Annotated in this window: 16 protein-coding genes and 2 pseudogenes; 2 read left to right on the top strand and 16 right to left on the bottom strand. The window is 30.8% G+C overall.

Annotated elements, in window-relative coordinates; all coding sequences use genetic code 11:
• Nucleotides 1-55 precede the first annotated feature (55 nt).
• Both AB5M32_RS10080 and AB5M32_RS10075 read right to left on the bottom strand, forming a co-directional pair.
• Nucleotides 56-3232: an SIR2 family protein gene (locus AB5M32_RS10080; RefSeq protein WP_368024434.1), complete on the bottom strand. Its 3177-nt coding sequence runs from the start codon at nucleotides 3230-3232 to the stop codon at nucleotides 56-58.
• A 75-nt stretch (nucleotides 3233-3307) separates the two neighbouring features.
• Nucleotides 3308-4090: a DUF3427 domain-containing protein gene (locus tag AB5M32_RS10075; RefSeq protein WP_368024433.1), complete on the bottom strand. Its 783-nt coding sequence runs from the start codon at nucleotides 4088-4090 to the stop codon at nucleotides 3308-3310.
• 265 nt (nucleotides 4091-4355) lie between these two features.
• Between AB5M32_RS10075 and AB5M32_RS10070 the strand changes: the two genes are divergently transcribed.
• Nucleotides 4356-6020 carry a DNA/RNA helicase domain-containing protein gene (locus AB5M32_RS10070; RefSeq protein ID WP_368024432.1) on the top strand — a complete coding sequence of 555 codons (1665 nt, stop codon included), beginning with the start codon at nucleotides 4356-4358 and terminating at the stop codon, nucleotides 6018-6020.
• A gap of 375 nt (nucleotides 6021-6395) precedes the next feature.
• Here the strand turns inward: AB5M32_RS10070 and AB5M32_RS10065 are convergent.
• The 9 genes and pseudogenes from AB5M32_RS10065 to AB5M32_RS10025 all read right to left on the bottom strand — a co-directional run.
• Nucleotides 6396-6584, bottom strand: a pseudogene (locus tag AB5M32_RS10065) (tyrosine-type recombinase/integrase); the annotation flags it as partial.
• A 154-nt stretch (nucleotides 6585-6738) separates the two neighbouring features.
• The gene (locus AB5M32_RS10060; protein ID WP_053766865.1) at nucleotides 6739-7140 is read right to left on the bottom strand and encodes a type II toxin-antitoxin system death-on-curing family toxin; all 402 of its coding nucleotides are present in this window, start codon (nucleotides 7138-7140) and stop codon (nucleotides 6739-6741) included.
• Entirely contained in the window at nucleotides 7140-7382 is a 243-nt protein-coding gene (locus tag AB5M32_RS10055) for a hypothetical protein (protein WP_010718931.1), read from the bottom strand. Before AB5M32_RS10055 ends, AB5M32_RS10060 begins: the two co-directional genes overlap by 1 nt.
• Before the next feature lie 58 nt (nucleotides 7383-7440).
• Complete coding sequence (locus tag AB5M32_RS10050) at nucleotides 7441-7776, bottom strand: hypothetical protein (protein WP_178286104.1); 336 nt, start codon at nucleotides 7774-7776, stop codon at nucleotides 7441-7443.
• Between the two features lie 168 nt (nucleotides 7777-7944).
• Nucleotides 7945-8076, bottom strand: a complete 132-nt coding sequence (locus tag AB5M32_RS10045; protein ID WP_010718929.1) for a hypothetical protein — start codon at nucleotides 8074-8076, stop codon at nucleotides 7945-7947.
• 1386 nt (nucleotides 8077-9462) lie between these two features.
• On the bottom strand, nucleotides 9463-9624 hold the full coding sequence (locus AB5M32_RS10040) for a hypothetical protein (RefSeq protein WP_143354163.1): 162 nt from the start codon (nucleotides 9622-9624) through the stop codon (nucleotides 9463-9465).
• Nucleotides 9617-9768: pseudogene (locus tag AB5M32_RS10035) on the bottom strand (zeta toxin family protein); the annotation flags it as partial. The pseudogene AB5M32_RS10035 and the gene AB5M32_RS10040, both read right to left, overlap by 8 nt.
• Nucleotides 9769-10474: 706 nt before the next feature.
• Entirely contained in the window at nucleotides 10475-10951 is a 477-nt protein-coding gene (locus AB5M32_RS10030) for a hypothetical protein (protein WP_231105498.1), read from the bottom strand.
• An 821-nt stretch (nucleotides 10952-11772) separates the two neighbouring features.
• Entirely contained in the window at nucleotides 11773-13257 is a 1485-nt protein-coding gene (locus AB5M32_RS10025; protein ID WP_256736374.1) for a hypothetical protein, read from the bottom strand.
• 2132 nt (nucleotides 13258-15389) lie between these two features.
• Between AB5M32_RS10025 and AB5M32_RS10020 the strand changes: the two genes are divergently transcribed.
• Nucleotides 15390-15536, top strand: coding sequence for a putative holin-like toxin (locus AB5M32_RS10020; protein ID WP_081186522.1), 147 nt, complete (start codon nucleotides 15390-15392; stop codon nucleotides 15534-15536).
• A gap of 460 nt (nucleotides 15537-15996) precedes the next feature.
• On the opposite strand, the gene AB5M32_RS10015 is transcribed toward AB5M32_RS10020, so the two are convergent.
• The 5 genes from AB5M32_RS10015 to AB5M32_RS09995 form a co-directional block, all read right to left on the bottom strand.
• On the bottom strand, nucleotides 15997-17019 hold the full coding sequence (locus AB5M32_RS10015; protein WP_178286100.1) for an HNH endonuclease signature motif containing protein: 1023 nt from the start codon (nucleotides 17017-17019) through the stop codon (nucleotides 15997-15999).
• 401 nt (nucleotides 17020-17420) lie between these two features.
• On the bottom strand, nucleotides 17421-17612 hold the full coding sequence (locus tag AB5M32_RS10010; RefSeq protein WP_010718919.1) for a hypothetical protein: 192 nt from the start codon (nucleotides 17610-17612) through the stop codon (nucleotides 17421-17423).
• A 595-nt stretch (nucleotides 17613-18207) separates the two neighbouring features.
• Nucleotides 18208-18903, bottom strand: coding sequence for a hypothetical protein (locus AB5M32_RS10005; RefSeq protein WP_256736373.1), 696 nt, complete (start codon nucleotides 18901-18903; stop codon nucleotides 18208-18210).
• 227 nt (nucleotides 18904-19130) lie between these two features.
• Nucleotides 19131-19883, bottom strand: coding sequence for a restriction endonuclease (locus AB5M32_RS10000; RefSeq protein ID WP_053766763.1), 753 nt, complete (start codon nucleotides 19881-19883; stop codon nucleotides 19131-19133).
• Nucleotides 19884-20386: 503 nt separating this feature from the next.
• Nucleotides 20387-23341, bottom strand: a complete 2955-nt coding sequence (locus AB5M32_RS09995; protein ID WP_178286096.1) for a discoidin domain-containing protein — start codon at nucleotides 23339-23341, stop codon at nucleotides 20387-20389.
• Nucleotides 23342-23350: the final 9 nt, after the last annotated feature.

Raw genomic sequence — 23350 nt, 5'->3', positions numbered from 1 at the left:
GCAGTTAGTTTATTTAGGATAATCTAAAAAGGAACTATAAAACAAAAACTTAATTCTAATCAACTTCTCTTTTTAACTCTTCAATTTCTAGCGGTGTTATTATCGTATTAAGATTATGACTCTTTGCCAGTTTTTTTCGTGAATCTGAATCCAATAACTTCATTAATTTCATTAATGTATCTTTACCAAAATAATTTTTTGAAATCTTACTGTTATTTAACAACAAAAAGAAAAACTCTATTGCTAAATCTTTTTTCTCTACATCCTGTTGCTTTTCAATTCTATATGGCAATATTTCAATATCCACTTTTGCACTATAACTATTAATGTGTTCTTTGAATATTTCAACCACTTTTTCTGACTTCACTAATAAAGCTTCGTCATTTGTTAACGAATCCAGAATACTTCCACCGTACTTTCCGTCCTCATCATTTAAAATAATTTCTTTAATCCATTGTAATTCATATTCAAATTCAATATTTTTTTGAATAATAATATCAAGAATTTGCGAAAAATTAATTTCACTCCAGTTAATATCTATTGTTTTATCGCTAGGATCTATAGCACTTAAACAAAGCAAAAAGAGATTAGTTTTATTAAAATCATTAACATACCCTTTTTTTAGTAACTCTTTTCCAACAAAAGTAAATTTGTCTAGATCTTCCTTTTTAAACCCTTGAGCGGAGAAAGAATATCCTTGAAATGTATTTATAGTAATATTTCCAGCATCTATAGGGCTATTTAATGTCGTTAAAGCTCCTTGAGCAAATTCCTTAAACTGATTCGATTCTACATTATCTACAATTTTTTTAATTTCACTACGTCTAGAGTTATCATTTTTATTCCACTTTATAAGGATATTTAGATATCTTCCCAATTCTGTATTAATAAAATCATTTACTTCAATCAATTCTGGTCTTTCTTGGTTTGAATACATATAGTCATAATTAAGTTCATTTACTTTTACTTTTAATAAAATATTGAAAGCCGAGTTATCAAACTTTTCATTATCAATTAAGTTATCAAATAGTCTCTTCTCTTCCCAAGTAAAACTATCTCTTTGAAAATTTTTCAACAATACATCTTGAGACTTAATTTTCAAATCAGAATCATTGATATCATTGATGATCAACTCTATGAAAAGCTTTTCATATTTTGGATATAAGAGATCCCCTTTAGTAATAATCACTTCTTTAATTTTTCTTGATATTTCATTATCTTGAACTAAAGTACTAATTAAATAATCAGACGTAGCTGCAATAGTTTTTTCAGTGAAAAAGTCTTCTGATGCAGAAAAAGATTCATTTCCACTGTTTAATAGTAATTCTGCAACAGTGTTTATATCTTCATTTAAAACCTGAGCATCATCAATAAAAGACTTTTCACTTACTATTCCAAATTTACTTTCTCCAAATCCATCTTTATAATCATCTAAAATCTCTATTCCTAATTTATCAATTATATCTCCATTGTTTTCGATAAATTTATTTAGTTCATTACCGAAAATAGAATTTTTAAAATCAATTTTGTCGATTAATTTAAGCAAAAGTCTTTTGTTAAGATTTTTTTCATTACTAATATTTACTAATATTCTTTGAAATAATCGTATTTCTAACAAAGCATTAGGGAAATCCTTTAAAATGTTGTTATCCTCTAAAAATATTTTTTCATTGGTCAAAGATCTATATATGATTTTAATTAATGTATCAGAAATAATATCTTTGATAGGTGAATAAAGATAAGTTGCTTCATCCTTTGTTGATTCAGCAATTATAGGTATCATCTCTTTAGTTAACCTTATTGTAAATATTGTATTTTCTTCATAGAAGATGTTTCTATCATATGGATTTTCTTGTCTAAAACGTTCAAGTAACCAATACCCTAACAAATCTGGATCGCTCGAAAAAGATGTAGAAATAAGTTCTGGGATTTTTGCTAAGTTCATCCATATTTCTTCTAACGACCCCTGATCATTTTCTATTAATTTTTCATAAGTATTAAAAATTAAATCCCATCTAATATTCAATCTATACTTTTTAAAAACCTCTATTATTGTATCAATTTGTTCTTTTTCTAATTTTTCAAAATTTGCATTAAGCATATTCCAGAAGCTGCTAATATTGATAACTCTTTCTACTAAAATTTTACTATTAAAAGTATTCTTCAATAATTTTATACTTAATTCTGCATCCTCGATTTTGAAAAGATCATATAAATAATGTTCATCTTCTACATATTTTTCAAGAATTTCTTGATAGAGTTGATCGTCTGTCAATGTGCTATGAAGGGAACTCCAATCATCTACTCTTTCTGGAATCTTCAATTTCTCTTGAACTGCAGTTACAATTTCATTTATTCTGTCAGGTAAATCTTTATAATTATCTCCATACCAAAAAATTGTTGTATTATTATTTTTTTGATATGTTTGATTATATATTTTTCGAAATTCATTTGTTTCATTCGAATTTGCTTTCATCAATGCAAAATTCTTCGTAGTTGCCGGAAGTAGAGACAAAATTTCTTCTTCTTCCATACTACTTCCTAAAAATAAAACCACCGGATTTTTCTTTTCAAACCACAACCTTAAATTATTAAAACCTTCTGTCTGTTTTAAATATTGACGAGAGTAATCGTTTGATGAATTTACAAAAAAATCCCACTTTCCAGCAGTAGTTCCATGCAAGTGTAAAACATCATTTGAACGTAGAACATTATCTAAATCTCTAAATTCTTGAATATTATTAATTGGATTAAATGCTCCCTTTTGTTTAGAACGCTTTAAATGTCTCTCAATCTCAAAATCATAATTTGAAGTAACAAAAATAGGGTTTAACATTATTAAATCAGTTAAAATTTTATTTTCATTAAAATCTGGTACCACCTTATTAAAAAAGTAGTCTTCAAATTCTAATTTCACATCAGAGAATTTTGGTCCTAGAAGGTCATATAGAAGGGTATGCAATAAGTCAATTTTTCTTTTATTTGTATTATTAGATTTTAATATTTCATCAAAACTATTCAACAATTGATTACTTACTTTAACTTCATCATAATTTCGTATATTGAACTGCCAAAAATGTATTAATTTTTCAATGTAACCATCCCAATTAGGATAACCTTGAGAAAGTGAAATTCCAGCCCCTATAAAAACAACTAAATTAAAATCTTCAGCTGCACTTGCTAATGAACTTACCAATGTACTAAATTCTTTATCTGTATAGTATTCTCCCATACTAGTCTCCAATCGTATCTTGTATATAATAATTAATAGACTTAATGAATATAACTTTTCTAGTTAGATTATTAATTATATTTTTGAATTTAACTGAACTCTAAGCTCATCAATCGTATAAGCAGGTCTCTTTCTATGAATCATTGCATGACAGTTTGGACAAACAGGCTTCATGTCCTCAATAGGATCAATTTCATAGGATTCATCGATCATGCTTAATTCTTTTTCATGATGAACATGAATAAATTCTTTACCAATTTTCCCATATGTTTCTTCAAAATTGAATTTACAGACTACACATCTATATCCATAATGAGCTAAACATGCTTTTCTTGCTTTTGGATCTCTTTCGTAAATATTTACATATCTGCTAATTTTTCTTCCTTCTAAAAATTTTTTTCTTTTTAAAGTTTGTTCTTTGATAATTACTGAGTCGGTTGGCACAACCATCTTCCATGATATGACAGCTGTTTTTCTGTCTTCATAATCCACCATAATTCCTAATCCTTTATATTCAAATTTAGGGTCGTTACTATTTTCTCTAATAAAAATATGAACCGGATATTCACCACTTACCATCTTTTGAATGGTTGGAGTATTAAAAGTAGTATTTTCTTTCGCGTACCAATATAAAATATCCCCTTTTATTCTATTTCCATAATTATGTCCAGTTCTCCCCGCAGACAATATATTAGTAAAAATAAAAAATTCATCTTCATGACGAACATACCCCGTGCTCCAAATTCCACCAATTTTTTCAGGTTCAGAATATCCTAGGAGCTTACGTATTTCTTTTCTAGAATATTTTTGCTCAATATTAAAGGAATGCATTGTGTCTCCAATCTGATTATAGTACATTTAATTACTTATTGAACTTACTTGTTGTCTAAGTCAACTGTTATTAATAAGTCACTGTTATTATACATCAGTTTGATTAATATATACTATTTTATCAGAAAGTTTAAGTTTAACATCATTAATGCATATTAATTAATAAAAAAAACTTAGGATAGTGTACTAAAAAGTAACACAATCTTCTATAGTAATTTTTAAAATTAAATTATAAGAAAAGTTCTATTTTAAATAACCATACGGTATACTTAGTATAAGAAAGGAAGTTGAATTGACTTTGCTTAGAAAGTATAACGTTATTACCATGGATATAGAATTAGATGGAAAGTTAAACACAAAAGAGTTATCCGGGACAGAAATACATTTGTTGTCTAATAGAGACGTTGTATATGTTTATGTTGGAGAAAAGAAATATTATATAGGACAAACTAAAAATTTGTTAAGACGTCACCAACAGCATAATAGTAATTCTAATAAAAACTTTGTCATGAAAAATTATGATAGACTAATTGTTATTTATGGAAAATTGATTGATAAAAATCTTGATTATCTTGAAAAACGTTTGATTACTTTATTTGTAACTGATAACGAAAAAAGAAAAAAACAAGTTGTCATTGATAATCGTACAATGGGTAATAATTCTAATTACTATCAAGATGTTAAAGAACTAGAATCATTAGTAGTTTGTCCTCTATGGGAAGAAGAATTAACAAGATTAGGAGTAACGAACAATACAAAAATAAGTACTTTAAAACAAAAAATACTAGCAAAATACTCTCCTTTTATGGATCTCACAGATCAACAACAAGCAATAATTGAACAAATCACAAGCAATCGTAACAATTATATAATTGAAGGCGGTTCTGGAACTGGCAAAACAGTGTTAATGACTAACTTAGTTGCGCAAATTTTTGATAAATTTAATGGTACCAAAAAAATTGGAGTTGTTATAAAAGCAAATTGGAGAGAAAATGCTAAAAAAATTTTCAAGGACTATGGTATTAATAAGAATGTACAAGTAGGTACTTGGGGATCTCTATTAACAAGTGAACAATACTTCGACTATATTATTGTCGACGAGGCACATCGTTTGCCTAGATTCTATGGAAAGCTCCACCCATCTGAACTTAAATACTTTAACAATAAAAAAGACAAAAATAGTTTAGAACTTTTGAGGGAATGTACACCCTCCCTAGTCTTATTTTATGATCGATATCAGACAATTAGACCCTCTGATATTCCGGTATATACCTACGATAACTATATTCTTAATAACAAGTTTAAGAAAATTGTACTAAAAACACAGTTTAGAATTAATATTCACGATGAAGGAAAGACATATACGTCTGATGATTATTTAAAAGGAATAAAATATGCTCTTCAAATTTCTAATGATAATTCTTTTGATCACTCACTTTTTAGAAATAATGATAAAGACAGTTATTTTGGTTTTGTAAATTCAATATCAGAATTATTTGATTATATTGAGCGAATGGATAATTTACTTCAAGATAGTCAAAACCGTGTGATTGCTGGATATGCAAGAGAGTGGCTAAGCAAAAAAGACAAAGATGCTTATGATTGGTTTGAAAGCGATAAAAAGTGGCACTGGAATAGCACACATGAAAACTGGATAAACAAAAAGAACAGTTGTGAGGAAATTGGTTCTATACATGCTGTTCAAGGAATTGATATCAATTGTGTAGGTTTAATAATTGGAAAGGATCTAACTATTTCTAATGATAAAATTATCGGTTTAAAAGATAACTACTATGATAGAAATGGAAAACCTATACAAGAAGAATATACAGAAGAACAGTTTACAGAGTTTATAAAAAATATTTATTACACTTTGATGACTAGAGGTATAGATGGTATCCGTATTTTTATTGAAGATGAAAAACTTCGCAATTATTTTATTAGTGTGCTCTCTTAACTTTTAAAAATTTTAATATAATTATTATGACTTAAATTTAAATTTTTACTACCAGATAGATTTAATTTATTTAAATCAAAAGAATGGATATAGTACATCAATGCACACTTTCGATGTACTATGTTTTTTTATATAGATATGAAAATGAAATTAAGTTAACTTTACCAATTAATAAAAATATATTACTCAAAACTTTTCAGTCACAGTAATAACAGATATGCTCACAAAACGGGATATGGATATACGCAGAAACCTTTTGTTCTGCGGGATTGGTTGTTTCATTCATTAAACTAAATTCTCCTTACGTCGAAAAGTCGTACCTGTTTTCGACCACTCTTATAAAAGCATACTAACTGTATTTTCCAAACAAATCCACTAAAAAATCCAAGAATCGACTTCTTGGACTAGTTTTTCTTTGGTTGTATTGGTTACTTGGTTATAAATTTCTAAAGTTGTTTTCATGTTGGAATGACCCACTCGCTCCATGATTGCTTTGATTGGAACGCCTGCTTCTGCCAAGAGAGAAATATGTGTGTAGCGAAAAGTATGCGTAGTCACATGTTTATTAGAATAATTGAAATGGAAATAACATGAGAAAAGAAGTAGCTATAATTAAATACACAATTTTTTGCATTTTTCACCTCTGTTACGCAAAAAAAGAAGACTGATTTCCTCATCAATCTTCTTTCTTTTTTATAAAACACTTAATTATAAATTTTTAGTTCATCATATGATCATTAATTGTGTCGACAACACTTCTTTTTAATTGATCAAAATCTTCTGAATCATGCGTAGCTATCTTAACAACAAAATCAATGGCTTCGTTTTGTTTAAAGGATACTTTGACCTGATTTAACCGTAAAAAGACATCCATCGCCATAAAAGCGGTACGTTTATTTGCATTTTGAAAGGGGTGTTTCTTAATAAGATTAATTCCTAAGATGGCTGCTTTTTCTTCAATCGTTTCGTACAACTCTTGACCAAATATTTCCTGACGCGGCTGGTTTACAGCCATAGCTAATGCACTTGCATCTCTTACACCGGTCATTTCACCTGGTGTTTGCCAGCTGATTAAGTGGACATTCATTTTAATGATATCTTTTTCTGTCAGGTAGTTGATCAATGGTTTGCCAACTCCTTGTACATCTGTTCATAGTCATGAAATGAATCATTAATCAATTGGTCTATTTTTAAGTCGTGTGAAGATTTTGGCTCTTTTTTACTGATGGCTTCAATTAACTTTTCTTCATCTACATAAACAAAATCATTTTCTTTTACACCAATTTTTTCCAATACTTCTTTTGACAAAGTCAAAACGATTGAATTTCCACTTTTTCTAATTTTTCTTTCCTTGATTTCCATCTTAAACGCCTCCTTAAGTTATACCGTATATACAGTATAGCTTAAACCAGAGCGTATATCAATTTAAGGAATTTTTTGTGTTCTCTTTCTCATTTTCTTGTTCTGCGATTGAACTAAATAAAAGTTTTTCTGATTCTTCCAAACTTCTAAAATCTGGTTCTAATTGTTCCATTCCATTCATAGGTAGCACATACTTCGTTAGTAATTCTTGATCTTGTTCTTGATCAAAATAAGCTTTTCCTGCTTGGGTTAATGCAAGTTCTTCCAAGTTATCCACGGTCACATTTAGATTATCCATCTCTTCAGGATTCTGTGGTTCATCAAACTCCTCTTTCGCCTCTTTCTCATCTAGTGATAGCTCTTGTTCGAGAGTTAGCTCATCTGATTCTGCCAATGAACGATCTTCTGGATTTTCTATAGGAATTTCCGTTTACATATCTATAAAGATAATTTGATAAAACCTTCTTCTTAGATTTCTTATTTATTTTTGTACTTAGCTAATTGACCCACCTGTTTGGATAGTTGATCAAAATTAGTTGTCACAACATTTGCTCGAATTACTTCAATAGTTGAAGCCAATCACTAGCAAACAAACGCCAGTAAAAACCACTTTATTCGCTTTTTGTTGTGACAATTTTTTCACTTTCGGATGTTTCTCTTTTTTCTCCTTTTTCTTGATCTTTTTTAAATTCATAGTTCCTCCTGATTTCTTATTTTTAGGCAAAAAAATAGACCTAGTTATACTTGAATTTCCAAGGAAATAACTAGGTCTATATGCTATAATAGTTGAGACAGTAAAGTTTATGCGGTGGCTAATCCCAATAGAAATGGGGTGATGCCTATGTTGATTTGTGGCTTGATCCCTAGAAAGGAATAAGCTTGTCTGTTTTTGAAGCGCTAATGTTTGCAATAGCTTTTGCAACGTTAGTTCTGACAATCAGCAATCACAAAAACGACAAAAAATAACCGCAATTTAAACTTAGGCAGTTTGAACGGTTATTTTTTGTAACTATTATTAAACTGAGCCACCGTCTTAAACGGTGCTGTCAAAAGGGAACTGTTAGCGCAGTTCCTTTTTTCATGTTCATTATAGCATATCCTTTCTCTTTTGTTCAATTGTTTCATCATTCTACATTTAACCTTCCACAAAGAGCAGACATTTTTTGACAAGATCTTCTCGATTTGAGTAAATTCTCAAAATCAACAATTGTTTTTCTACCTCAGTCTTATAAAGAATTATATTGTAATCTATCTGTCACTCTAATTTGAAAAACTATCAACTATAATCCAACCTCTTCCACCATCTCTTTATTGCACACTACCACTTTGCTCCGCTTTCATTAATTCTTGTGAAACTTGTTTCGCTATTTTATAATTTTCGTATTCTTCCTACTCTTTAATATCAATTACCGCAAATTTTCCATACCCATTTTTTATTAAAAAAAGTAGTAACAGTAAAGAATAAGATATCTACAAATACATATAGCGACGTTTGGACATTTCCTGTTTTAAGTAATTTTTTTAATTCTCTACTTTATTTATAATGAACGCTCAGATGAAGTGACTTATTACTATTCAAAATAACTTAAGTAAGAAATGCTTGGATCAATTACGAAAGTATATGGTGAGCTTATTACCACCATTAATCAAAATATAATGCTTGAACGCCAAAACTTTATAAAAAATGCATGAGATCATCCATTACTATAGGGATATACCCTATCTTGGAGAATCTCATGCATTTTTTGATATGAATTTAGAAGACACCTGTTTACCAGAAGACTATGAAAAAGAACTTAGAGCCAATATAGGCGTCAGTATTCTTATGGCGAACGATCAAGCGCTTTCCTATGCACTAAGAAAATTTAGAAACTTTGACGAAGTAGCCAACTACTTTTTTATGAGTAAATCAGCGCTTAGAAAAAGAATCCTCCAGTATTTGAAGTTTGCTAGAGGATATTCTTCATAAGAACTGAAATATTTAATAAAGGGATGATTGATTTTTCCATCAAAGGTTAAAATGAATATTAATGAGTAAAAAGCCATATACACGTTTCAGATATGACTTCACTGTTCAAAATTATTTATCCAACCCAACTAATTTTCGTTGCTTGCGATTGGCTTCATCTGCTACATATTTCATCACTGTTTTAAATTCTTTTGCTGTAGCATTTTCTGATAAATCAGCAATACTTTTATTATACTTTTTCACGATTTGTTGCACTTGTTCTTTCTCAGTCATGTAATCTCTCCTCCAACTCTTTTGAAGTATACTGTATCGGTAGGACTAAGCGGATATTATCTGCTGCATAATGCACTTCAGAAATATTATTTGGTAATCTTTGATCATTATATGAAGGACTACTTCAGGATGCCTTTCCTTCACTAATACACTTATATCCATTATACGACATTTATAAAAAAGCGTAATGATAATTCTAATAACTGTAGTTTAGTTAATAGTAACAACAGATATACTCACAAAACGGGGCATTGATATACGCAGAAGCCTTTTGTGCTGTGGAATTGGTTGTTTCATCTATTGATTGTTTTATCCGTGCACTGCTTCTTATTAAGTAATTCCCTATGCTATAAAAGTGTTTTCAAATAATAGCTTTATTACTTCTATCTTTTTAAACTAAATAATAATTTTGAATGAAATTAATACTAATATATACAATGACTTTTGGTATATTGTATCCAATTTTTATGCAAGAAAATCACTTCTACGTGTAATTCTGTTTTATATTCGGTTACCATAACCTTTTTTAAGTTTGAGTAGTCTTTCGAATCTGTTAATTTAGATATTTTAGTTACATTATTCGTCAATTTCTCCGATTCCTCTACCCCCTACACTTCAACGTTTTTTTCTTCAGATTTTATGTTCTTTGTTTGATTTGTATAAACAGATACATTCACTTTTAATTCGTCACAGTTTGACAAATTCTTTCTCTTATAAAGTTCTACTTTAAAAATTTTTAGAGTGAATCTCTTTCTTCTAACGTGTAACTGTTTTTTCCTTTGGACCTAAAGACAGAAACCTACCATTGAATCAAGCGATAATACTTCATGATCCAATGGTAGGTTTATAATTAATATTTATTTATTTCATTTCTGTGTTCAAAAGCAGAAATATAATCCATGAAATAGATATCTTTTTTTTCAACATTCTCATGTGTAATACCAGAAAGTATACGAACATCAGACTCCAAAAGTGAACTATTTGTTTCAATTATCCCAACTGATTCATCAAAAAAGACATATAACTTGTCATCTTCTAGCAACGAATCTGTTCCATCTGTAATAAAAGATGGATGTTGATAATATTTTCTACTCTTTTCATTATTTATCACATAAAAGAGCTTTATTGATACTTCTTTTGATTGATCAAAATAGATTGAATTCACGACATTTGTTACTAACAATTCGATGCGTTTTTCTGGTAAAAACTCAATCGATTTTTCTTCAACATCAACTATTTCTTTCAAAACATTCATTGCTTTCTTACGTTCATTAACATATATAAATGAATCTTGATACCTTCTCAATAACTTATGAAAATCTAACAAATTTTTCTCCTTTCATCAATTAATAGCGACTGTTTCCTTATTAATTATACCTGAACGCCACCCATGTAAAAGATAATAGGCTTGCAAGTTTGACACAGAAACTTTAGCTTTAGTTTATTTGTGGGTATAGTCACAGTAATGAACAGATATGCTCACAAAACGGGATATGGATATACGCAGAAACCTTTTGTTCTGCGGGATTGGTTGTTTCATTCATTAAACTAAATTCTCCTTACGTCGAAAAGTCGTACCTGTTTTCGACCTTCTTTAAACGGTGTTCAAGCGATTGCTTCTACGGAATTAAGTTCAAAATATTCAAAAATATGGAAAGCTATTTTCGATTTTTCGCTCTTAATTCTTGAAGCATACCATCGCTTTCACAACCTCTCATATACGCATACTAACCGTATTTTCCAAACAAATCCACTAAAAAATCCAAGAATCGACTTCTTGGACTAGTTTTTCTTTGGTTGTATTGGTTACTTGGTTATAAATTTCTAAAGTTGTTTTCATGTTGGAATGATCCACTCGCTCCATGATCGCTTTAATCGGAACGCCTGCTTCTGCCAATAAAGAGATATGAGTGTAATGGTAAAGACAGTAATGTTTATACAGTGACTAATCAAAAAAGACCAGGCACATGGTAATTCAACAAGTATCTCCTCAATTGCTGAACTTATTAGCTATTTCATTCTGTCTTTTATGTTGTATGTACGTTTTAAATCTAATTCTTTTAATCATTCTTTTCTTTAGGTTTATCCATTTGAAAAACTCTGCATCACTTGATACAACCTCTGGGGGTTTACACACTTTTTTATAGACTACCTTTCAAAAGTTGACTCTCGTTTAGTTCTTGAAAATTCTTTGTTATTTTTTATAGCAGTATTTGTTAGTTTTTCTGAAAGAGTAGGTTTCATTGACTGGCCTCTTTTATTTCTTCTGTTATTAGATTGTTCAAAGTTATTAATGAGTTTATTGTATTCATCAGTATACTTTGTTGCTAACGAGGGGCTTAATTTTCCTTTTTTTACAAGCAACTCTATACAATTTTTCTCATTAATTATTGCATATTGAATATTCGTTTTTTCACACTTTAATGTTGGAAGGATGATATTCTCAAAAATATTAAGATTTTTTTCTGTCTGCTGAATATCACTAGGAGACATTTTCTTATTCGAGCGTAACTGTAAATGGAACTCATTAATTTGTTCACGTAAATATTTTATATTTTTAGTTGCCATGTTGAAATTGCTTGAAAGATCTTCAAATCTTATTGCTATAGATTCTTCTTGTGGAGAAAGAGTAGGTAGCGCTGTTGTAGGTTTATTCGTTATTTCAGGCATACTTATCGTTGTTTTATAAGTGCTATCCAAATGGGTTCCTTTTGATTTTGTAGACTTTTGTGAAAAAATAGTAGGACTTTCTGTTTCAAGAGAATGCACTGCAGGGGTTCTCAGGTAGTTTATCTCATTTTTTAGGAATCTTGTTAGCTTTCTACAATTCGCTAAAAAACTATTGGCCTCCCTTTTTTTGTTTTTTAGATTGTCTAAGTCCATTATGTAACGAAACTCATATTCTTCTACTTCTGTTCTATTCTCTATTCCATCATTTTTTAAATATTTTTCAAGCGATTCCAACTTCTGTTCTGTCTTATTCACAAAAGTTTTTAAATCATTCCTCACAAGACGTAATTCTTTGCATAATTCTTCAGACTGCTCACGGTATGATTTTAATAGATTAATTTCTGCAGGTTTTTCAGTAATATATCCGTTTAAGAGTTTGATAAATTCTGACTCTTTTTCCACTAGTTGATAAATTGCTCCGTCATGAGCTTTTTGATCCTCGAGATGCTTTGAAAATTCTACATCAATTTCTTTTGATTGTTTAGATTTTTGAGCTGAATAGGGGTTTGGATCATCGACTTGCATTTCGTCTAATAGTCTTGAGGTTTGGTCAGTGTTCATCACATTATTGTGTTTCGAGTGTCGAACTTTGTGTGGATGAATTTCACCATTTTTTTTAGATTTTTTTTTAGATATTTGAGCTGAATAGGGGTGTCTTGGATCATCTCTTTGCATTTCGTCTAGTAGTCTTGAGGTTTGGTCAGCGTTCATCCCATTGTTGTGTTTCGAGTGTTGAACTTCGTGTGGATGAATGTCATCAGGTAAAAAATTAATTCTACCCAAGTTTTCTACATACGGATTTCGTTTTAATTCCCTTCCTTGATTTTGGTGTCCTAAACTACGTGCTTCATTTGCTATGCTCGCCACACCAAGAGCAGCAGTAATCAGTTTACCTATTTTCATATAGTATCCATCTCCTTTTCATTTAATGCTTTTTACTTATCCTATGGAAAGTAAAAAGCTAGACAAAAAACACAACAACTATAAAATCTATGCCAAACAAAGAAAATGCTTTCTAGTCGTCGCAAATGTAGAGTACCACAACGACAATTTAATGCCATAAAAAGTTTCATTTGGATGTGAGACATTATCTTTAACACATTTTAATAGTCACAGTCATATCTACGTTTAAGATATGACCTTGTTCAAACCATTTTTATCCACATTAACTAATTTTTATTATTTACTGCTTATCCCATTAACTATGTACTTCATCATTTCTTTTGTTTTTTGGCCAACAATTGTTTAACCAATCAGCGATAATTCTGTTGTCTTTTTTTCATGATTTTATGTAACAATCTCTTTATTGCTTATGATTATAACGATGTTTTTTTAATGGCTTACGATTATTTCATATCCCCAAGCATTGAGAACAAGTATTACAATTCTCACATAAATAGGAAAACGATAAATAATAAATATGTTAATCAATTCAAAAATCACTAGTAATATTAAATATTGAACAAATAGCCATATTTTAGATAAATAATTCATATAAAACACCAGCCAATCAAGATTTCTTTACTTTATTGGCTGCGTACACTTATGATTACTCAACAATCAATATTCGAACCCCTTTTCATCCTGGGTGTTTATTTACACGAATAATCATTCTTTTACTTGTATGAATCGTAGTTCCGATAGAACCAGTAATAGCTTGAGCTATCCTAAACCTACATAATGTACAATCACTGCAAGCCCAACAGTTTTTGCAGTAGTCGCAATATAAGAGTTCAAATAAATATCTTTTGTTTCGTTATTGAAATTAAATACTTTATTTACCCTAGCCCTAAGTAGCTCTTTTCTTCTTTGTAATGCTATTTTGCTAGCAGTAAAAATTGTATATGGATCAATTCCTTATTGTTTCAAAATAGTGATTAAATCGTCAATATTTAAATTAAATAATTGCCTGAATCCTTCAGTAAGCTTTTATTCAGTAATAGTTCTGTCTATTGATTGATTCAACGAAATTTCTGTATTTTCATTAGCAAATACATTTGATCCTATCGAGATTGATGGAGTAATAGAGACAACCAAATCAGATGTAAGTAATACTAATTTTCATTTAAAAATATGTATCCTCCCAATTATTTTATTTGTCTTATATGACGATACAACTGTAAACTAATAACGATGTTATTAGTTTACCTCATCATAAAAAGCGTTTTTAAAGTCATAACTGTTTGAATTTTTTAAATAAAAGAACTAATTTTAGTCAGCCAGTTACAGTAATGAACAGATATGCTCACAAAACGGGATATGGATATACGCAGAAACCTTTTGTTCTTCGTGATTGATTGATTCATTCATTGATTTTTGTTCCCCTTAATCTTATTTTATTTTGTTTCTTTCTTATGTTATAAAGCAACTTTAATTTTTCTTATTTGACTAAATAACTTTAACTTCCATCAATTCTAATATACTTACGTTTTCACGGATAAAAAGTTTTTGTTTTTGTCCTTTTTCTTGATCTTTTTTCAGTTCACAATCCCTCTTGGTTTCTTATTTTTAAGCAAAAAAATAGACCTAATTATACTTGAAATTTCAAGAAAATAACTAGGTCTATATGCTATATATAGTTGAGACAGCACAGTTTATGTGGTGGCTAATCCCAATAGAAATGGGGTGATGCCTATGTTGATTTGTGACTTGCTTCCTAGAAAGGATAAGCTTGTCTGTTTTTGAAGCGCTAATGTTTGCAATAGCTTTTGCAACGTTAGTTCTGACAGTCAGCAATCACAAAAACGACAAAAAATAACCGCAATTTACACTTAGGCAGTTTAACGGTTATTTTTTGTAACTATAATTAAACTGAGCCACCGTCTTAAACGGTGCTGTCAAAAGGGAACTGTTCGCGCAGTTCCTTTTTTCATCTTCATTATAGCATACGCTTATTCTTCTATTCAATTTTCAAAACAAAAGAACAGTTGTTTTTCATTTTTAAGGTAATAATAACAAATCCTATATGCTATAATCAGTTATGACAGTAAAGTTTAATGACGGTGGCTATCTAATCTGAAAGTGAGGTGGTGCTTATGCACATAATCTCAAACTTTAGAGAAAGGAGACGCCTTTTGTCTGTGGAAGCAGCGTTAGGGCTAATGATCAGTTTTGGATCTTTGATCGCAACACTGATTTTTGGCATTCTAACCTTAGCCCACAAAAACGACAAAAAGAAGTAACCGTCACTTTAGCGAGAGATTGGTTACTCCTTTTTGAGATAACTATATAACTTGCCACCGTCTTTAGCGGTGCTGTCAAAAGGGAACTGTTGACGCAGTTCCTTTTTTCATGTTTATTATAGCATACCCTTTCTCTTTTGTTCAATTGTTTCATTATTTTATATTTAAATATCCATAAAGCGTAAAAGTTACTTTATTTGACAATGACTTTCCGATCCTAATACTCGAACCTAGAACTTTACAAAAATGTATGAGCTCCTCCGTTACTATGAAGATATTCCCTATCTTGGAAAATCTCATGCATTTTCTAATATGATTCTAGAAGACGCCTATTTACCAGAAGACCATGAAAAAGAACTTCGAACAAATATTGATACAACCCAGTCTTTTTATAGCGAACGCTCGCATAATACAGTACCTATAAAAGTATAGAAGGTTTAACGAAGTTGCTAATTTTTCTTTATATGTGATTCAGTTTATACTCTCTCTCCGCAACAATCTTAATTAGTTTATCTTTATCATCTGGCAACTCAAGTTCATGAATTCTAGCGTGACAGTTTGGACATAATGCAATACAATTTTCAATTACATCTTTCCCCCCTTCTGATAAATACTCTATGTGATGACAATGCAAATAAGGTACACCGTCTTTTATAAATGGTGCTTTTTCTTGACAGAGTTGGCAGATACCTTTTGCAAGTCGCTTAACGTATTCGGATATGAAAACATTTCGTTTATATACTTTTGTTTTTGAAAATAAAAACTCTTCTTTATTACCATATTTAACAGCCATTTTTTTGTTATAACTGCTAATTTTTCTTGCCTCCTCTTCTATTTTAATATTAGACAAATTACGAACATATCTAATTTGATTCTCTTCATGACTGTATATCTCTTTATCTTCTATCAATTGCTTTTGATTTATTAAAGCTAAAGGAAATTTATATACTTTCCTCATTTTACCGCTATTATCTTGCTCATTATCAGTATATATTTTTCCTGCTAAATATACTTCTCCTAAATATGTGTGTTCTTTTGGTTTAAAGGTTTCAAATAGATGAAGCTTTACAAAATTAGATTTTGAATTAGCTAAAACTTTATTTTGAGCTTTATCTAATAGTTGGTCACCATTCAAACCCATACCTGTGTATTGTAAAATACCATTTAACCATTTATCTTTATAAACATTGCCTCCTGTTTGATCACTAAAGAGTACAAGAGTATTAGTTTTATGAGATCTTCTCATTCCGCCTTGCATAGAACATTTAAATTTCTCTGCAATTTCTTTATTAGTAAAAACTTCACCCACTTCTATATTACCCAATATTTTTTTTGACCATTCTTCTCTCCATGAAATCACTTTGGCAAAATCAAACATTTCTTCATCTTTTGGCATACCATGTCTAACTAAATAATTTAATACTTCTGTAGTTATATCTAATTTTTTAAGTAAATCTTTTTTAGTAATTAGTGTTGTTCCCATAACAATGTATCCCCTAATGGCATCAATATAATTATGATCAAAAAAATTCAAAAGTTTAATAAAAAATATCTTATTGTTCAAGATATCTATAACATATTAAAACATCTTTATTATACATCGTCTACGTTTACTTTTACTAGCCATATTTCTGAAAGATTACTTTGTAGATATATACTATTAACTAAACGTTATAAATAAAAAATCATTTTAAAAAAACAAGATATTTGTATCCACAGATAATTTTTCTTCTGCAAAATTAATCATTTTCTTTATACTGTTCAAAAAATCTAAAAGCAAAAAAGTCATATCAAATTTCAGATATGACTTGAATATTTATTATTTAAAATTTTAAATCTTGTATTACTTAAACTCTCCTTACCCCGACACTTTATTTCAGTAAATTATTTCTTATTTTTCTTTACAACAACTATCTGCCCGATAATCAAAATCAACGTTACTCCAAAGCCGCTTCTTAGAAAGTCTCGATTCAGTAAATATTCGATAAAAATACCTATTAAACTGGCTACTAACGCCACAATGATAATACTAGCGTATGGATGGTTTTTCGTATACTTTTTCCAGTTTTTATACAAGAAAACTCACTCCTCTATATTATTCCGGCTATAGCTATTCCAGCATCATTATAGCTAGTTCTCGTAGGAAACCAGCCTAACCTTTTTTAATTCTATCTTATTTTCTTGAAAATGCTGTATTAAGCGCTGATTCTAAAGTTGCTCAACGTAAATCAGAGATAATCTTATAGTATTTTTTCATGATGTTCTACCATAGTTTTTTATAGTTAATGTTTTAAAAAACGTCTTATGATTATTTCATATCCCCACCCAATGAGCATAAGTATGCCTATTCGTAAATAAATAGGAAACTGATAAATAAGATATGTGTTAACTAATTCAAAAATGATTAATAAGATTAAAATAGAAATAAATGACCAACTTTTAGTGATATACTTCATCTAATATCCCTCTCCTTATGAATTTATTCCGCGCACTCTAGCCTTAGTCGTATTCCAGATATTTACTAATAAGTTGACCCCATATCATTGTGAGGATGAGTTTGAGCTTTAGATTGAATATAACCTATCTCTAAAATTACGGTTTTACTATTTTGGAACAGATTAGGTGCTGTTTATTTTTCTATTGATTGAGTGAGACACATAAATACCGATTTTCAACGTTTGGTCTTATTTATTTTGATTGTCCTCATATATTCTAATTCTTTTTTTACATGAACAAGCATATAATAATCTTCAACATAAAGGCTTTTTACTAATATAAATAAATTATTCGATTTAAAAATCCCAAAAATGAATGTCAATGGAAAAAGACTGATTAGAAAAGTACTAAAATTTATACTGCCTTTCTCAAAAAAATTTTGGATAAGATAGATCGTGATAGGAAAACACAAAGCTACGATAAAGTTTTGGTAGATACTTAACATACTGGTTCCGTGGTTTTCTTTCTTTTTGATCAAGTATTCCACATCAAAAATCAATTGATTGATACTTCGTTCGTCGAGCATTCTTTCGGCTTTTCGTTTATATAAATAATTATGGTATTTTTTAGGACGACCATGCTTTGTTCGATATCTTTTATAGTAACAGAATAACAGAAACGCAGTCGCCACGATGAATTGGTAAAAGATTGTTTCAATATTATTATAAGCATGAGGATTTCCAGTTAAATATAAAAAACTACTACCCAAAATAACTAGAATAAATAACGTATTAATCCATAGGCTAAGAACATATAAAAACAGATAAAAGGGTTTGATTACCCACATGTTTCTGTATGAACTTGCTTCTCGATAAATATCCGTATAAAATTTCATTGCTTCAATTTGCTTTACTTTGAGTATTTTTGTCATTTATCCATTCTAGAGTCCTTTCTTAATCACTTGTTTGAACTGTTTATTCTTTCTATTGAAAAATTGACGGGGAATTATTCCCAAGTATGGCTGCATCACATATTTTTTGTGGATTTTTTAAACTATAACGCTGTCTTAGCGTCCATAGTATTGAATAGCATTCAATCGAAGTATCACTGTATTAGTATATGTAGAGATTTTGGAAAAAGAATCGCTGACTAATGTAATCATTCCGTTGTGTTGAACTTTTCTGTATGACCACAATGTAAGGAACATGCTTTAAATAGATGGCCGGTTTTTCCATTCCGACAATTAATTATGATTCCTTCGCTACATTTGGGGCATATTTTTATACCCATTGGCAAAGAATTTAAAAGCTGAAATTTTAGCATCGTATCTGGTATGATTTGATTTAATAATTGTAATAACCCGTAGCGATCATACCACTCGATTTCTTTTGCTTTTTCATTTTGTTCAATTTCTTCATAGACCTGTTGATAAAAAAATGAAGTGGTGATAAACATTTTTTTATCCCAATTTTTATTTGAAATTCCTGAAAAATTAGTGATATCTTTACGTCCAATCAGTGTCGGCGTGGGTTTTGCGTTTAAGCGATTGGATTTTGCTTGTACCGCGATCCGCTTTTTTTCTTTCGTCAAAATTAAATCGACACCCCCATCTCCCACATACTTACGATGATCTTTGACATAACTTTTCTTCGTTATCTCAACCCCGTATCCTGCTAATCGGAAAGCTGCTGCTAAAAATTGCTCAAAATGTTCTCCTTGCCTCACTCGATCATCTTGGCTACTACCGAAATCTTTATCCATGTCACTTAAAAAGTCGATTACGATCTTCTCATCTTTCTTTTGCACAAAAGACGTTTTTCTTATTTCTAAGTATTGTTTGGAAACCACTTCTTGGGCGTTGCTTTCCAGTTGATTGGCTTCTTTGAATTTTTGTAAGAATTTAAAAACCATTATTTTCTCCTCTCGCTTATCGTTCTGACAATTACATTGTAAATCAATAACAAGAGTATTAATTTGTTATATAATAAAAATTTTTAAATAATTTTTATTAAAAGAATCAATCCGTTGATACTTCGCTTACTAGAACTATTGTGAAAATTACAGATTTTTTTAGGCGTTCTCGTTGATTATCATTGGTTTGAACTATCGTTTACTGGGTATCATTCCTCTCCTATGCTCAAAGAAACTTTATCAAAAAGGCTCGATTATATTTTAAGGAAAGCTAACTTGTGTCCGAGTCACACAAAGGATTTTTCCTATTTGGAAAGATTGGTTTGTTACTTGTTCTTGTGTTGATCAAAAATTTAGATCTACAACAAACATCCGAAGAACCTCGAAAATAACTTACATCATTTTCAGGTTCTTCGGATGAACTTGGTTATAGTAGTGGATGGCTGTCTTGCTTTGCAAGGTTTACTCTAAAAAATAACCATTCAGAGTTTTTAGTCAATTACTTAAAACAACTGCGTGTATTGACTCGCTAATCTATGACCCTTGATTTGCTTATTGGTAATAGGGTTGGCGTTTGTTTGAATCGAAGTGTCGTTGATATTGTGAGATTCTGTGATCGCTTTTGCTAGTGCCATTTCTGCTTCAACAACTTCTTTATGGGTTACTTGATCATTGCCCATTGCAGTGGTCTCACGATTGACTTTAGCTAGTACTGTTTTTGCTTCAATCAACGCTTGTTTGAGTTGGTCATTTTTAGCAGAAAGTTTTTCACCTTCATTGATTCGTTCGCATAGCATGGTAGTGTCTGTTAACTCCATCGTTGTTTTGATTGCCTTACCTGATTTAAATTCAAATTGCAATCCTGCTGAACCAACCTCTTTAGAAGTTAAAAAAGTCGACGAGATATTCATTACTTGACCATCAAATTGATAATCGACTCCTTCGTTTAAGCTTCCTAAAACATTCCCTTCAGAGCCAATGTAGCGGATACTGGTAAATTCATCATCGGCTACATCAACTAAAAATTGAATTTGGTTATTGCTATCTTGCCGCATCGCAGGATTTTGATCATAAACAAAAACATGAGGTGATATGCTAGCTTCAGATCCGATTTGACTGTTTGATGAATAAACTTGAATTTCCGTCATACTTGGAGTGTAATATTCTGTCGGTTTTTGACTCGTGATCAATAACCGTAGCTTTGCTGATTCGATTTCCCCAAAATCATTTAACGTTAAGTCGTGACCCATACCATCATCTCGCTTGGTAAAGGTTTCCCACTCTCCATCTCTAGTCAACTTTTGTAGTTCAAAGGATTGAATACGTAAATTGGTACCTGAATCAGAAAATTCATCAAGATAAACTTCGTCAAATTTAGTGTTTTTTTCAAAATCAATTTCAATTTTAATAGGATAACCTTCAGTCATTAGCTCTGGATCTGGGGCTGCCCATCGAGTGGTTGTATCGTGATCAACTAAGTTATCTGCACTATAATAGTAGTTATTGTGTGGATGCGTATAATTGGCAGTGATGGGTTTCTTGTAAGCTAAGTTTTCTTTTTCTCGATCCTTTTCTATCTCAATTGGCTGATCATCGATCGGGTTTTCCACTTTTTCTCCTTGGATATATTCATGGATTCCGATATCTGGTGCTGTACCATAATACAATTGTGTTTCAAAAAAGTCAGTTGTTCCTAAACTACGATGGTAACGTCCGGCATCAATCAGTGGTGAAGTTTCTTTTAATTTAAAAATAGCTGCTGAATTGCTAATATTTTGAACTCCGTTGCCTTGTTTATAATTTAAAGGATTGCCCACAAATTGCGGATTTGCCGTTATTTTTTTAGGATCATTTGGTTCTTGTGGTGAGTGTTCCCCGCCTGTTTCAAAAAACGCGTTATTAGAAAAAACTGCATGATTTAATGCCCCGTCCTTACGGTACCATTTTGTTGGTGTAGTAGTTGAAGTATTATAAAAAACATTGTTCATAAAATAAACTTTATCTTTAAAAACTTCATCGTGGAACCAATCCATTTTTTCTGCATCATAGACAAAAATGTTATTGGTAATAAACGTAGGCGAATAATTAGTTGACAACATATTTTTCATGATCACGCCATTATCATTGACACTTAAATTGTAACGTGCGATGGAATTAGAGCTGTTGCCCATATAAGCCATCCACCCAGCCGCATTATCATGAGAATAATTATACTGGTACGTTACATTGAAATTAGTATACTCTAAATCCCAAGGAGTTCCATCATACTCATCCCAAGGTCCATCATATACTTCATTGTATTGCATGACGGTATCTGCTCCAGCCCATAGATATAACCCGCAGGAAACAGCATGATACCTTTGTAAAAATCCATTTACTTCATTATATTCGACTACCATATCTTTTGTATTTGCAAGTTGAATGGCCCCTTGACCGATATCTTCACAATAGTTATTAGTTATTTTGACATCTCGACTATACAAATCTCGATTTCTGACCCAAAGTTGCTCCCAGCCTTCATGAAATTTACCTGTTTCATCGTATTCTCCTGATTCATAATCCCGATCGTAGAACCAATTAAAAGCAAATTCAATCGCATGAAGTTCGGTCTTTTTAAATGAATTATTTTCAATAACGATATCTTTAAAATAATACTGCCCTTCGTCATATTCCTTATAACTTTTTTCTCCGAATACTTGAAAAACGATCCCACCATAATGGATCTGTTGCCAATCAGTCGGACCATCGATATCGTGGATATAACAATTAGTGATCTTGATGCCGTGCATGATCCGATTGGTTTCTTCCGGAGCGAACTTATCCGCATTGATTGAGACAGAAATCCCATCTCTCACTACTGACTTAATCTTAGCAGATACATTAATGTCTTCGTTGAAATCATCATCATTGGAAAGCTCTAAATTATGGATTTCCCAGTACTGCTGATTGCGAAGAACGACCGCTCCAGTCAAACCAACTTTGTCTTTATCTTTTTTGAACGTACCTGCGACGTAGTTCACAGGATTTTCAACATTTCCATTAGTGGCGATATAAGGTCGACCTAAATCAGCATCACCATAACAATCGATGGTAATTGGCTTTCCTTCTTCACCAGAACCCTTTGGCCATAATTGTTGATCTTGCCATTCTTCCCCATTTTTTAAAAGAATGCGATCGCCTGCTTGAAAAGTCACTTTATTCGCTCTTGTGACATTTTGCCAAGGTTGTTCTTTTGAGTTCCCTGTATTTTCATCGTTACCTAAAGTGGCATCAATATAGTAATCTGTACCGCCATAAGGGTTTGTGCTATTTCCTGGTAAGGGAAGATACTCTTCTTGAATGACTTTTTGTTCATTTACCAACGATTTGATTTCTTTTGCTAACCCTTCTACCGGCAAAAGCAATGGGACAAGTAAACATACCAAACAAAGCAACACTTTAAATTTTTTTGTTTTCATTTGTTACTC

It is taken from the genome of Enterococcus sp. C57 (genome assembly GCF_040887305.1).
GTDB lineage: Bacteria > Bacillota > Bacilli > Lactobacillales > Enterococcaceae > Enterococcus_B > Enterococcus_B hirae.
Note: the sequence above shows the minus strand (reverse complement) of the source record. Positions and strands in the feature narration are given on the sequence as shown.

Coding starts and splice junctions, on each gene's coding strand:
- AB5M32_RS10005 (WP_256736373.1), bottom strand. CDS start 18,903: ATGACAAAAATACTCAAAGTAAAGCAAATTGAAGCAATGAAATTTTAT.
- AB5M32_RS10040 (WP_143354163.1), bottom strand. CDS start 9,624: ATGACTGAGAAAGAACAAGTGCAACAAATCGTGAAAAAGTATAATAAA.
- AB5M32_RS10080 (WP_368024434.1), bottom strand. CDS start 3,232: ATGGGAGAATACTATACAGATAAAGAATTTAGTACATTGGTAAGTTCA.
- AB5M32_RS10055 (WP_010718931.1), bottom strand. CDS start 7,382: ATGGAAATCAAGGAAAGAAAAATTAGAAAAAGTGGAAATTCAATCGTT.
- AB5M32_RS10075 (WP_368024433.1), bottom strand. CDS start 4,090: ATGTACTATAATCAGATTGGAGACACAATGCATTCCTTTAATATTGAG.
- AB5M32_RS10045 (WP_010718929.1), bottom strand. CDS start 8,076: ATGAATTTAAAAAAGATCAAGAAAAAGGAGAAAAAAGAGAAACATCCG.
- AB5M32_RS10000 (WP_053766763.1), bottom strand. CDS start 19,883: ATGGTTTTTAAATTCTTACAAAAATTCAAAGAAGCCAATCAACTGGAA.
- AB5M32_RS10015 (WP_178286100.1), bottom strand. CDS start 17,019: ATGGGAACAACACTAATTACTAAAAAAGATTTACTTAAAAAATTAGAT.
- AB5M32_RS10020 (WP_081186522.1), top strand. CDS start 15,390: ATGCACATAATCTCAAACTTTAGAGAAAGGAGACGCCTTTTGTCTGTG.
- AB5M32_RS09995 (WP_178286096.1), bottom strand. CDS start 23,341: ATGAAAACAAAAAAATTTAAAGTGTTGCTTTGTTTGGTATGTTTACTT.
- AB5M32_RS10025 (WP_256736374.1), bottom strand. CDS start 13,257: ATGAAAATAGGTAAACTGATTACTGCTGCTCTTGGTGTGGCGAGCATA.